Source organism: Peribacillus sp. QJM3NY_7 (assembly GCF_056173225.1).
Genome location: NZ_CM149663.1, coordinates 5,508,071 through 5,521,804, shown reverse-complemented (window position 1 = coordinate 5,521,804; position 13,734 = coordinate 5,508,071). Strand labels below are relative to the sequence as shown.

Below are 13,734 nucleotides of genomic sequence, written 5' to 3'. Positions count from 1 at the left end.
GAGTGATAAAAATCATTATAGAAATCAGTCATAAGCATCTGGATATTTAAATTGGACTAATAAATCTCAAATAAATTTGATTAGTTTCTTAATTGGTGACTGAGCCGTTAAGGAGGACAATATATGTTTAGCTCAAAAGGCAAGGGGATCATCCTGTTGATGGTTTCCATCATTTTGGTGCTTGCGGGCAATCGGGTAATTGCTGCTGGGATATCGGAAACTACAACCATACAGCATGTTTATCTTAATGATGAGTTCGTCGGCAGTGTGACGGATGAAACGGAAATCGAAAACATCGTAGCCGATAAGGTAGAGGAAGCACAGGAAGATTATCCTGACTTTACATTCGATAAGGGGACACAGCTGAAGTTCGTACCTGAAGAGGTATTCGATGAAGATGTTAAAGAGGATCAGGCTGTTAAGGGAATTCAAGATCAGTTGAATGTGAAGGCCGAGGCGTATGAAATCGACATAGATAACCAGGCGGTCGCTTATGTTGCGTCAAAGGAAGATGCAGAAGACGTTCTGGAGAAAATCACTTTATTATATGTAAATGAAGAGGAATATGCTGAATACGAATCAGGTAAAAAAGAAAGTGAAAAAGATGCCGATTCGTTAAAAGAGCCAGGAAGCAGAATTTTGGATATCGAATTTTCACATCCCGTTACGTTTAAAGAGACAATGGTATATCCAGACGAAATCAAGAGTGTCGATAAAACCCTTTCCATGATAGAAGAAGGAAAGGAAGAAACGACGATCTATGAGGCTAAGGAAGATGAAGATCTTGAAGCCATTGCCAATAGCCATGATATGGACCTGGATCAACTGCTGGAGCTGAATCCGGGACAGGATGAGGACAAAGGTGTTAAAGAGGGCGAGCGTCTCTATGTGACCCAACGTACCCCCTATGTGAACGTAATGGTAGAAAGAGAAGTATTAAAGGAAGAGAGAATTCCTTTTGAAAAGAAAGTGAAGGAGGATGACGAACTTCCAAAGGGCGAACTCATTACTGAACAAATGGGGAATGAGGGGATTCTTGCGTTCACCTATAATGTATCTGAAACAAATGGAAAGAAAATCAGTGAATCGATCGTAAAAAAAGAAGTCACGGAAGAAGCTAAAATGGAAATCACCAGAAAAGGCACCAAGGTCATACCTTCACAGGGCAGCGGTACATATTCATGGCCTGCAGATGGGGGCTATATTTCCAGTAAGCAGGGCCAGCGCTGGGGGAAACTTCATAAAGGTATCGATATTGCAAGGCCAGCCACCAGGACCATAACGGCAGCAGATCATGGGATAATCGAAACTGCCGGGAATTCCGGAGGATATGGAAATAAGATAACGATCAATCATAATAATGGATATAAGACAGTGTATGCCCATTTGGATTCAATAGATGTAAAAGCCGGACAAAAGATTGAAAAAGGCATGAAAATTGGGATGATGGGTTCAACAGGTCACTCGACCGGTGTCCACCTTCATTTTGAAATATATAAAAATGGGTCTCTCGTTAATCCGCTAAACTATATAAGTCAGTAATTGATGGAAGTCTTCGAAAATTATTCGAAGACTTCTTCTGCTTCATTAATAGATGAGAATAATAGGAAAAAGGTGATTTAATGCCTATAAAATGATAAAGTAGAATAGAGACAATTTGCTTTCATTCCAGTGTTCAGCCCCTTTTATTGGGTATATATATGCAACTTTGCTGAAACTAGGTTGCGAAGCTTTGTGAAAGCAGAAGGAAAAGTGAATAAGGTCCCGGATAAGGACACGGTTTTTAATAGATTCAGTTCAGTTATTAAAAAGGAGATAAGTACATGGATAAAAAGATTTTGGTAGTGGATGACGAAAAGCCAATTGCTGATATATTACAATTCAATCTAAAAAAAGAGGGCTACGAAGTTTTTTGTGCTTATGATGGCAATGAAGCTCTCAAAATGGTGGAAGAACGGCAACCTGATTTGATTTTACTTGATATCATGCTGCCGCAGCGCGATGGGATGGAAGTATGCAGGGAAGTAAGGAAGAAGTATGAAACCCCGATCATCATGCTAACGGCAAAAGACTCGGAGATAGATAAGGTGTTAGGATTGGAGCTTGGTGCAGACGACTATGTGACAAAGCCATTTAGTACCCGGGAAATAATTGCCCGCGTTAAGGCGAACCTTAGACGTCAGCAAGCCGTTCCGGTTCCCGATCAAGAAAATGAACCGAAGGAAATTACGATAGGCACGCTCACTATCCATCCGGATGCCTATGTGGTATCCAAGCGCGGCGATACGATAGAATTGACGCATCGTGAATTTGAGTTGCTTCATTACTTAGCCAAGCACATCGGTCAGGTCATGACGAGGGAGCACTTATTACAAACCGTGTGGGGCTATGATTATTTTGGTGATGTGCGGACGGTCGATGTAACGGTCAGACGTCTTCGTGAGAAGATTGAAGACAATCCAAGCCATCCTGGCTGGATTGTAACTAGAAGAGGGGTCGGTTATTACCTGCGTAACCCTGAACAGGAGTAGTTTCTATGAAAAAGGTTGGTTTTTTTCGCTCAATTCATTTTAAATTTGTTCTGATTTATGTATTGCTCATTTTCGTGGCAATGCAAATAATCGGGGTATATTTTGTTGGGGAATTGGAAGAAAATCTTGTCGGGAACTTTACGAAATCAATAAAAGGTCACGTTAACCTGCTTACCTACAGTATTGGTGAAGAAATGGAAAAAGAGAGGGGAGAGGAGGATCCGACCCTCGAAGAAGCGATTGATGCGATATTGAGAGACCGGGATAATTCATCGAATGATATTTCGGAAGTACGTGTCATCGACACCCGCAGCAGACGGGTGATCGGAACTTCAGCCCGAGGTAACCAGGATATTGTAGGGAAGAAGACGACAGAGGTCCTTATCAAGAATACGCTCACTTTTGGAAAAGAAGATAGTGATATATTTCGCGAGAAGAAAACAGGCAGGCGGCTCTGGGTCCTTTCGACACCCATTGAAGCAAATGGGGAGGTCATTGGCGCCGTCTATGTAATTGCCGAGATGGAGAATGTCTTTGAGCAGATGGATGAAATCAATAGCATCTTCATGACGGGTACGGCCATCGCTTTGGTCATTACGGCCATCTTGGGGATCCTGCTCGCACGAACGATCACCAGACCCATGTCTGATATGAGAAAACAGGCCCTTGTGATGGCAAAAGGGAATTTCTCCAGAAAAGTCAGGGTATATGGCGATGATGAAATTGGCCAGCTTGCCGTCACTTTCAATAATTTGACCAAAAAACTCCAAGAGTCGCAATCAAGCACAGAGGGAGAGCGGCGAAAGCTATCATCTGTCCTTGCCAATATGACGGATGGTGTAATTTCAACGGACAGGCGCGGTCGGGTGAACTTGATTAATGAACCGGCGGCACAATTATTGAATGTCTCGAGTGAAACCGTCATGAACCAACCGATCATTGAGGTTTTGGGTCTTGAAGAAGAATATAAATTTGAGGATTTACTGGAAGAGCGAGAGTCCATCATCCTTGATTACAGCAAAAAAAATCATCCTTTCGTTTTGAGGGGGAACTTTTCGGTCATTCAAAAGGAAACGGGATTCGTTAATGGTTTGATCACGGTTTTGCATGATATAACAGAGCAGGAAAAAATCGAGAGTGAACGCAGGGAATTCGTTGCCAATGTATCACATGAACTACGAACTCCGTTAACGACGATGAGAAGTTACCTGGAGGCATTGGCTGAAGGGGCATGGAAGGACGAGGAAATCGCTCCATCGTTTTTAAGCGTGACCCAAAATGAAACGGAGCGAATGATCAGGCTTGTTAATGATCTGTTACAGCTTTCGAAAATGGACAGTAAAGATTACAGGCTTAAAACTGGCTGGGTGAATTTCAATAAATTCTATGACCACATCATCGATCGTTTTGAAATGTCGAAAAATGATGACATCACGTTTAAGCGTGATTTGCCGAAGGAAGCTTATTTTGTGGATATTGATGAAGATAAAATCACCCAGGTTCTCTATAATGTAATCTCCAACTCATTAAAGTACTCACCTGAAGGGGGTCAAGTGACTTTCCGCGTCAGGGCATCTGATGGCTTTATCATTGTGAGCATTACAGATCAAGGAGTGGGTATCCCGAAAAACGTCATTGATAAAATATTCGACCGCTTCTACCGTGTGGATAAAGCAAGGGCCCGTAACTTAGGCGGGACAGGGCTTGGTTTAGCGATTGCAAAAGAGATGGTCGTGGCGCATGGCGGGAAAATATGGGCGGAAAGTGTGGATGGAAAAGGAACTACCGTGTTCTTTACACTTCCTTACGAACAGGAAGAAGAGGATGATTGGTCATGAATTTTGAACGTGCAAAAAGTATAATACTGATTATTTTGGTTGGGACAAGCATATTTTTGACATGGAGCATTTGGACGTACGAGCCTGAGTATGATCCATTTGAACAATCGTCGGAATTCATAAAGATTAAAAGCGATGTCCAGATTGTCAGTGATGTCATTAAACCAGTCAGTATCCTTTTCCATGGCAATGGGCAGCATTTCCAGACTTCCAATCCGGCAGAAATCAATGAAATGGAAAAAGAATTTTCGCAATGGCGTTTTAGAGGCCTAAAAGAGATATCCGTAAACAGGCTGCAAAGGAAATTTGACGATTTTGTCCATGAAGATGGATCGATTGAAATCGAATTCTCCGATGATATTCCCATCTCTCTTTATAAAACGGTATTGAATATAACGGATAAGGAAGTGCCTGAATTTTCGTTTGATCGAATCATCATTAAACAAAAGAATATCAGTGGTAATGAATCTGCCGTTTATTTTGTTTCCTACGATCGGAGAAAGATTTATCAAGGTATGGTCGACTCTAAAAAACTAAGGAATTTCATGGATTCATTTTATCGGGGTTCCTATGATAAGCATCCTGAATACACGGCCGAAACGATAAACAGCAAAAGGACGCTGTTCGTCCCGGAAAACCCAGTGGAGATCAATAGACTTGAATATTATATTGACTATTTGGATATTGGAAACTTGAAAAATGCGTTATTTAGTTTTCCGAAGTTCGTTCGCCAGGAATCGGTTTCGGTCGGTGAGGAATATACGGATGGAACAAGACTTATGACGGTCAATAAAGAGAATTACTTAATTTCTTATATTAATCCGGCACAAAAGAGCAAGTTATTTGACAGTTCCAGTGACCTTTTGCAAAAGAGCATCGATTTCATCAATGATCATGCCGGTTGGGAAAATAACAATTACCGCTTTGCCAATATGTCGGAGAATGAACAACGAGTGGTATTCCGCTTATTCGTGAATGGTTATCCGGCCTTCAATGAATCTGGAATGACGGAAATCGAGCAAATTTGGGGGAAAGAAGAAATTTATAGCTATGATCGTCCATATTTTAAACTTGATTCAGTCCTCCCGTCAGTAGGATCGGCAAAGACTTTACCAAGCGGTAAAGAAGTAGTGAATCAGCTGAAATCGAAAGATAATGTCGATTTCAATAGCGTGGAGGACATCTCGATAGGCTATAGATTGGATAAATCCCTGGATTCCAAACTTGTAACTCTAGTTACACTTGAGCCCACTTGGTATTATCGTATCGGCGATAAATGGTTTATTGTGCCTTTTGAAGAAGGAGGCGGTCAAAGTGGATTGGAATAATACAAAGTCGATTTTCATCATGGTTTTCTTCGTTTTGAATATTTTTCTTCTTTATCAATTCCTGGAAAAGATTAATGACTCCCAATATGAAAGTTTCACGGAGTCCACTACGGAAGAACTGTTGAAAGAAGATGAGATTTCCATAGAAACCCCTCTTCCGAAACAAAAGTCGGATCAATTCCTGATTGCCCAAAGCAAGACTTTCGAGAAGAAAGATATACAGTACCTGAAAAATCAAAAAGCAAAAATCATCGATGATAAGAAGCTTGTGGGTACATTTAAAACACCGGTTGGCATGAAAGCGGAAATTAATGCTGCAGACCTTGATATATTCCTGAAGGAGTATATATTAAAAGGAAATGAATATCATTATTGGAGCTATGATGAAATCAGCCAGACCATCACCTGCTATCAAGTGGAAGATAAAAAGATGTTTTATAATAATAGTAAGGGGAAGGTCACTCTATATCTGAACAAGAAGGGTGAAATCGTTTCCTATGAACAGATGTATTTAGAGGAAATCAAAAAATTCAATAAACCTAAAGAATTGAAATCTGCCATAACTGCTATTGGAGCATTGTATGACAATGATGATATTGATCCCAAAAGCAAAGTCACGAATGTAAAATTGGGATATTACAATTCGCTGCAGACGACATCTGTGTCACATTTACTTGTGCCAACATGGTGGGTGGTAATTGATGACGAAACGGATCTCTTCGTGAATGCTTTTGATGGAGAGGTCATTGAATTGAATACAGAAGAAAAAATACTGGAGTGAGTATAGATGACAATGCATTTTAGTGTTCTCGCAAGCGGGAGTACGGGAAATGCCTTTTTCGTGGAAACGGAGGATCAATCATTCCTCGTCGATGCCGGCTTAAGCGGTAAAGCCCTGGAAGCATTGTTTCAGGATATAGGCCGTGATATGTCCAAGCTATCCGGTATCCTTGTTACCCATGAACACAGCGACCATATTAAAGGTCTTGGCGTGGTTGCCAGAAAACATAAACTCCCGATATATGCGAATGCAAAAACATGGAATGCCATGGAGCGATCGATCGGTGAAATTGGAACCGAACAAAAATTCACATTTGAAATGGAACAGGTCAAAACGTTCGGCAGCCTTGATATAGAATCTTTCGGCGTTTCACATGATGCGGCAGAGCCGATGTTTTACGTCTTTCATCATGAAGATAAGAAACTTGTGGTCATTACCGATACAGGGTACGTAAGCGATCGGATGAAAGGAATCATCTCAAATGCCGATGCTTATGTATTCGAAAGTAACCATGATGTGTCCATGCTAAGGATGGGAAAATATCCATGGAGCATCAAGCGCCGGATTTTAAGTGATGTCGGACATGTTTGTAATGAAGACGCTGCCCTTGCAATGAGCGAAGTGGCCGGTGATAAGACCAAGCGGATTTACCTGGCCCACTTAAGCCTTGATAACAATATGAAGGATCTAGCAAGAATGTCGGTGGAACAGACGTTAAAGACAAAGGGAATCATCGTGGGTGAACAATTTTCCTTATATGATACTGACCCGAAAAGACCAACGGAACTTGTTACATTATAAATGAAAGGAATGGATGAGGGATACCTTGTTCATTCCTTTTTTATTTTTAAAAATTTCGATTCGTAAGTTACGAATCGGATTAAAAGGGGTATCGTTTGGTTAGAACTGTATAGGTAAAAGGAAAAGGGCTGATACTAGTCAATTTCATGTTGCCCCTTAAATTAAGCATGCTTTTTTTTAGAAAAATTTCGGTAATTGAGTATAATTGAGGGAGGATACCAAACAATAGAATTGCTATAATACATTACTAAAATGAGAGGATGGGGCGGTCTTGGGTTATTATGATCAGAATGATGAGAACCAAAATAAACGAAAAAAAAGCCATACGAGCTATTTTCTAGCAGGCTTGGGGGGCGCCATCATCGGGGCCTTACTTATTTTATTAGTCTTTCCGGGAAGCGGACTGTTAAATAACGATGAAAAAGAAAGTACAACGGAAAAATCAACGGAGAGAAGGACCACGGAGCAGTCCCAGCAAAACCTTACTCTGGATGTAACAAGTGCTGTCACCAATGCTGTAGATAAGGCCAGCGACGCAGTGGTCGGCATCACTAACATTCAGGAAACGAACTTCTGGGGTCAAGGGGGCAACGCCGAAGACAGTTCGGCAGAAGCCGGCACTGGATCTGGAGTCGTCTACAAGAAAGATGGCGGCAAGGCCTATATCGTCACGAATAATCACGTCATTGAAGGAGCTAATGAACTTGAAGTGACATTAAGTGATGGCACTAAATTGCCAGCTGAACTACAAGGCAGTGACCCATGGACAGATTTAGCCGTCATTGTCGTTAATGGTGAAAAAGTCAAAACCATTGCTGAATTCGGAAACTCCAGCAAATTGAAACCTGGTGAGCCCGTCATTGCCATTGGCAATCCATTAGGCCTTCAATTCTCCGGGTCAATCACACAAGGGATCATCTCCGGTTTGGAGCGCACGATAGAAGTAGATATCAACGAGGACGGACAAGTGGATTGGAATGCGGAGGTCATCCAGACCGATGCGGCGATTAATCCAGGTAACAGCGGAGGGGCACTCGTTAATATGTCAGGGCAGGTCATCGGAATAAATTCGATGAAGATTGCAGAAAATGCAGTGGAAGGAATCGGTCTTTCCATTCCGATCGATTCAGTAATCCCGATTATTAATGATATAGAGGAATTTGGTGAAGTGAAACGTGCCTTCTTGGGTGTTAACCTGGCATCTGTAGAAGAAATTTCCCAATACCATCAACAAAATACATTAAAGCTGCCAAGGAAAGTTACTTCAGGCGTTGCAATAACAGGCGTTCAAAGCAACTCTCCAGCATCCAAAGCAGGATTGAAGGAATTTGACGTCGTAGTTGGAATGGATAATGAAAAAATCCATGATGTCGTGGAATTAAGAAAATACCTTTACAATGAAAAACAAGTCGGTGATAAAGTTAAAATCATTTATTACCGTGACGGAAAGAAAGAAACAACGGAAGTCACGCTTTCAAGCAGCGAAATTTAAAGAACAAAAGGACAGGGGGCAGAAAATGCCTCCTGTCCTTTCTATTTCCTTGCGCTTTTCTTATTTTTTGTTACGATTACCTGTGGATATATACTGAAATTAAAGATCTCAAGTGACTTGTGGATAATTGGAAATGGAAGTACCGGGAATAATGAATGGGAAAGGAGATATGAAAGATGAAATTATATTGCTGTCAGGAACACGTGGACATGGCGCTGGATGAAGTGGTATACGAATGTGAAACCTATCCTGTTTTAACGCTTGTTCCCGAAGAAAATCAGTTATCAACAACCTGTGAATATTGTCGAAACGTGGCAATATATCTAGTAGGGAACTAATATTCCCATACAAGATGTGGATAGATTTTGTGGATATGTGGATAACTTTTGTGGATAACATGTTTGTAACCTGTTCTTAACCTGTTCTTAACATTTTTCCGAAGATTAAAGCGGCGGGTGGAATCGTTTAGATCCAAGCATTAGGTAGTATGAATAATCAAGATAATTGTTCGGATTGGAACTAAGTCCAGCCGAATATCTTCAATAATGAAAGTTACCGTTGCCGCTTTCAGGGGCAGCGGTTTTTATTATAAAAGCATTAAAAATTGGAAAGGATATGCTTGTTTTGCTTATAGGTCACTGTAAGGTATGATAATAGGTAGGCAAATCCAACAATTGATAGTAAAAACATAATGAAAGCTAGAGGATATATATGAAAATAATGATTATTACTGTTGGCAAGCTAAAGGAAAAATACTTAAAGCAAGGAATTGCTGAATATACAAAAAGGTTAAGCTCCTATGCTAATATAGAACTTGTGGAAGTACCGGATGAAAAGGCTCCGGAGAACCTGAGTACAGCGGACATGGACATTGTAAAGCAAAAGGAGGGTGAACGAATCCTGGCCAAAGTCAGCCCGGACACCTACGTAATAACGCTTGAGATCAATGGAAAACAGCTTACCTCAGAACAGCTGGCCACTCATATGGATCAGCTCGCCACGTATGGAAAGAGTAAAATTGCCTTTATTATTGGCGGGTCGCTTGGACTTGGCACCGAGGTGTTATCAAGAAGCGATTATGCCCTTTCCTTCTCGAAAATGACCTTTCCGCATCAATTAATGAAATTGGTTCTTGTGGAGCAAATATATCGGGCTTTTCGGATAAATAGAAATGAACCATATCATAAATGATAGAGACTGATCCCGGGGGAGTTCCCCTTAATGTAATGGGTTAAAGTATTAAATCTTACTGTAATGAAAAGAGGGTAACGAATGAATAAAGAGTCCATTTATGGTTTAACATTCGAACAATTGACAGCGTGGCTTTCGGACCATGGCCATAAAAAATTCAGAGCTTCCCAAGTCTGGGAGTGGCTTTATAGAACACGTGTGACGAGTTTCTCTGAAATGACGGATGTTAATAAAGAGTGCATAAAATTACTTGAAGAGCACTTTGTCATCCAGACTTTGACTGAGCACGTCAAGCAAGAAGCAGCGGATGGCACGATCAAGTTTCTGTTTAAATTACAGGATGGCAACCTTATCGAAACGGTTATGATGAGACATAAATACGGAATTTCGGTTTGTGTCACCACCCAAGTGGGCTGTAATATTGGCTGCAGTTTCTGTGCCAGTGGGTTATTGGCCAAAAGCCGTGATTTATCCAGCGGGGAGATAGTGGAACAAATCATGAACGTTCAACTGCATCTTGATAAATTGGAAAAAGGTGATGTTGTAAGCCATGTGGTTGTAATGGGTATTGGCGAACCGTTCGATAACTTCGAAAATATGTTAGACTTTTTGAAAGTGCTCATGGACCATAAGGGTCTTGCTATCGCGGGCAGGCGCATTACTGTTTCGACAAGCGGCCTTGCCCATAAGATCTATGAATTCACCGATACTCAATTACAGGTGAATCTGGCCATCTCATTGCATGCGCCGAATAATGAGCTCAGGACACAAATCATGAAGATAAACCGAGGCATCCCAATAGAAAAATTGATGAAATCTCTTGATTATTATTTAGAGAAAACGAATAGGAGAATTACGATCGAATATATCCTATTGAAAGATGTCAATGACCATAAAGAAGAAGCCGAGCAACTTGCCGATCTTCTTGATGACAAAAAACATCGTCTCTATGTCAACCTGATCCCATATAATCCTGTAGATGAGCATAGCCAATACCAAAGAAGTGACAAAGAGTCCGTTCTCTCGTTTTATGATACGCTGAAAAAGAGAGGCATCAATTGTAAAATCCGCCAAGAACATGGAACGGATATTGATGCGGCTTGCGGTCAGCTTAGAAGTAAACAAATCAAAAAAGCCGAAGCTAAGTAAATTCATTAATAAACAAAAAGAGGACGCAAATTTTGCGGCCTCTTTTTTGTGTGATTTCATTATTTAGCTATTTCCTTTACCGAGGCGACTTCATACGTTGTAAGCTCGCTGCCTAGAATTGGAGATTCTTTTTTTGCTTCTCCGGAACCTGGTTCAGGCCGTTTATGTGCAGCTTTGAATGCATCGCTATTTCTCCAAGCCGTAAAGTTATCAAGGTTTTCCCAGTACATATTAACGCTAAGCTCATCGTGATCCGTCAAATTCTGCGTTAATAATACTTCAACTTTTACGAAGCCTTCCATCGTATCAAGTGGACCTGGTGCAGTAAATCCTGGGGCCATGACTGCACCCATCCCTTTTTTGACTCTGATTCTATTCGTTACGATTATCATTATGAGTCCTCCTTTTGGCCATCGGTTTGGAATATACACCCTTTATTTCCGCAATTTCATACATATTTTAGCATATTGAAAGAAGCAGGGTCCATTTTGATTAACTCCAATCATGTGGGCCCTGAAGACATTGTTTCAATGAAGACGGACGTTTCATTATATTTAAATAGAACTATTGAATTTGGATATTACAAGGTTTATTGGTGCATATCGCGTATAATAGAACTCTGTATAAGGAAATTACGATTATGGGAACAATAAAGCAACATACTAAACAACAAAAGAGGCTGTTATATGAATGAATTGAGTTTTACTGACTATACATTAAGCGATGAAATTGTTAGGGCATTAGAAAGCTTGGGATATCAACATCCAACCGAAGTACAGCGCGAAGTGATTCCAGTGGCGCTGAAAAAGCGGGATCTTGTCGTTAAATCGCAAACAGGAAGCGGCAAGACCGCTTCATTCGGCATACCGATCTGCGAAATGGTCGATTGGGAAGAAAATAAGCCTCAGGCGCTTATTTTAACACCGACACGTGAGCTCGCTGTACAGGTAAAAGAGGATATTACGAATATTGGCAGATTTAAGAGGATAAAGGCTACTGCAGTTTATGGAAAGCATCCATTCGCACTGCAAAAAGCGGAATTGAAACAAAAAAGCCATGTAGTCGTCGGAACCCCGGGTCGTGTTCTGGATCATATCGAGAAAGGGACATTCGCCTTGGAACGCTTAACTCATTTAGTTATTGATGAAGCGGATGAAATGCTGAATATGGGCTTCATCGAACAAGTGGAAGCCATTATTAAGGAGCTTCCGAAAGATCGAGTAACCATGCTGTTCTCTGCTACATTACCTGAGAGTATAAAAAAACTATGCAAGCAATATATGAAGGATCCTTTGGATATTGAAATCAAAGCAAAGGGTTTAACGACGGAGAAAATTGAACATGCCCTTATAGAAGTGAAAGAAGATGATAAGTTTTCCCTGCTTAGAGACGTAACCGTCACGGAAAACCCTGATAGCTGCATCATTTTTTGCCGGACGAAAGATAGGGTGGATCAAGTATGTGAACAGCTGCTGGAATTGGAATATCCGTGTGATATGATTCACGGCGGCATGCTTCAGGAAGATCGCCTTGCAGTGATGAATGAATTCAGAAGAGGTGAATTCCGCTATTTGGTTGCAACAGATGTTGCTGCCCGTGGAATTGACATCGACAATATAACCCATGTAATTAACTATGACCTGCCATTGGAAAAGGAAAGTTACGTACATCGAACGGGAAGAACGGGCCGTGCCGGTAAAAAAGGAAAAGCCATTACTTTTGTGACGCCGTACGAAGACAAATTCCTTACCGAGATCCAAGGATATATCGGTTTTGAAATCCCTAAGATGACTGCTCCATCTAAAGAGGAAGTCTCCAATAAAAAAGTGGAATTCGAAGCCAAACTGGAAGCCCGTCCAAAAATCAAGAAAGATAAAAGTGAACAATTGAATAAACAAATCATGAAGCTGTATTTTAATGGCGGCAAGAAAAAGAAACTCAGGGCTGTGGATTTTGTCGGAACCATCGCAAAGATTGATGGAGTGAATGCAGAGGACATCGGGATCATTACGATCCAGGATAATGTTTCTTATGTGGAAATATTGAATGAAAAGGGACCGCTTGTCTTGAAAGTGATGAAAAATACGAAAGTGAAAGGCAAGCTTTTGAAGGTTTCAGAGGCCTTTAAGAACTAAAGATGTCGAATGAAAGAAGCGGGAAGACCGAAAATCGGTCTTCCCGCTTCTTTTTTATGGCTTGGGACAGGAACTTTTCGACCCACCGGGGGAAAATTCGACCTACACACAGATAATTCGCCCTCCCCCGAAATGATTGGTCCTCACTGAATTAGTAGTTTTTTTGTTTATGAGGAGGTTAAGATTCTTTCTCCAAATTCTGTTTAACCGTCAAAACAGAGTGGTATATGAGGAAGGATAATGCGATTATTTCGAAACAATAAATACATCTGTTTGTAGAAAAAAGGGGTTTATCTAATTTTAAAACAAAGTTGATTGGAACGTAAGGTGCAGGACTCCTGCGGGAAAAGCGAGTCCAGGGGGAGACCCCGCAGGCGCAAAGGCACCGAGGAGGCTCACGGACCGCCCGCGGAAAGCGAGTGCCTGGAGTCGAAGTCAACGATCCTGTAGACAATAAACAACGCGATTTAATCTGAATTCTTAGACAT

General features: G+C 41.1%; 12 protein-coding genes. 11 read left to right on the top strand and 1 reads right to left on the bottom strand.

What is annotated here, in order from left to right; genetic code table 11:
* Positions 1-123 precede the first annotated feature (123 nt).
* From AC0VX1_RS26705 to rlmN, 10 genes are all read left to right on the top strand, one after another.
* Positions 124-1,542: a peptidoglycan DD-metalloendopeptidase family protein gene (locus tag AC0VX1_RS26705; RefSeq protein ID WP_475469592.1), complete on the top strand. Its 1,419-nt coding sequence runs from the start codon at positions 124-126 to the stop codon at positions 1,540-1,542.
* A gap of 281 nt (positions 1,543-1,823) precedes the next feature.
* Entirely contained in the window at positions 1,824-2,531 is a 708-nt protein-coding gene (yycF, locus tag AC0VX1_RS26700) for a response regulator YycF (RefSeq protein WP_034316131.1), read from the top strand.
* A gap of 5 nt (positions 2,532-2,536) precedes the next feature.
* Positions 2,537-4,369 (top strand): cell wall metabolism sensor histidine kinase WalK, encoded by a 1,833-nt coding sequence (walK, locus tag AC0VX1_RS26695; protein WP_063574575.1) that lies wholly within the window; start codon positions 2,537-2,539, stop codon positions 4,367-4,369.
* A complete protein-coding gene (locus tag AC0VX1_RS26690; protein ID WP_063574576.1) occupies positions 4,366-5,697 on the top strand; it encodes a YycH family regulatory protein in 1,332 nt (443 codons plus the stop codon). The genes walK and AC0VX1_RS26690 overlap by 4 nt, the downstream gene beginning before the upstream one ends.
* Positions 5,684-6,478, top strand: coding sequence for a two-component system regulatory protein YycI (locus tag AC0VX1_RS26685; RefSeq protein ID WP_063574577.1), 795 nt, complete (start codon positions 5,684-5,686; stop codon positions 6,476-6,478). The genes AC0VX1_RS26690 and AC0VX1_RS26685 overlap by 14 nt, the downstream gene beginning before the upstream one ends.
* Positions 6,479-6,484: 6 nt before the next feature.
* Positions 6,485-7,279 carry an MBL fold metallo-hydrolase gene (locus tag AC0VX1_RS26680; RefSeq protein WP_063574578.1) on the top strand — a complete coding sequence of 265 codons (795 nt, stop codon included), beginning with the start codon at positions 6,485-6,487 and terminating at the stop codon, positions 7,277-7,279.
* Positions 7,280-7,550: 271 nt separating this feature from the next.
* Positions 7,551-8,771 carry a S1C family serine protease gene (locus AC0VX1_RS26675; RefSeq protein WP_475469591.1) on the top strand — a complete coding sequence of 407 codons (1,221 nt, stop codon included), beginning with the start codon at positions 7,551-7,553 and terminating at the stop codon, positions 8,769-8,771.
* 176 nt (positions 8,772-8,947) lie between these two features.
* Positions 8,948-9,109 (top strand): CxxH/CxxC protein, encoded by a 162-nt coding sequence (locus tag AC0VX1_RS26670; RefSeq protein WP_065310847.1) that lies wholly within the window; start codon positions 8,948-8,950, stop codon positions 9,107-9,109.
* Between the two features lie 373 nt (positions 9,110-9,482).
* Positions 9,483-9,962 (top strand): 23S rRNA (pseudouridine(1915)-N(3))-methyltransferase RlmH, encoded by a 480-nt coding sequence (gene rlmH / locus AC0VX1_RS26665; protein WP_475469590.1) that lies wholly within the window; start codon positions 9,483-9,485, stop codon positions 9,960-9,962.
* Between the two features lie 81 nt (positions 9,963-10,043).
* Positions 10,044-11,111 carry a dual-specificity RNA methyltransferase RlmN gene (gene rlmN, locus AC0VX1_RS26660; RefSeq protein ID WP_095678798.1) on the top strand — a complete coding sequence of 356 codons (1,068 nt, stop codon included), beginning with the start codon at positions 10,044-10,046 and terminating at the stop codon, positions 11,109-11,111.
* A gap of 59 nt (positions 11,112-11,170) precedes the next feature.
* On the opposite strand, the gene AC0VX1_RS26655 is transcribed toward rlmN, so the two are convergent.
* Positions 11,171-11,503: a heme oxygenase gene (locus AC0VX1_RS26655; protein WP_057278265.1), complete on the bottom strand. Its 333-nt coding sequence runs from the start codon at positions 11,501-11,503 to the stop codon at positions 11,171-11,173.
* Positions 11,504-11,797: 294 nt separating this feature from the next.
* Between AC0VX1_RS26655 and AC0VX1_RS26650 the strand changes: the two genes are divergently transcribed.
* Positions 11,798-13,246 carry a DEAD/DEAH box helicase gene (locus AC0VX1_RS26650; RefSeq protein WP_283929737.1) on the top strand — a complete coding sequence of 483 codons (1,449 nt, stop codon included), beginning with the start codon at positions 11,798-11,800 and terminating at the stop codon, positions 13,244-13,246.
* Positions 13,247-13,734: the final 488 nt, after the last annotated feature.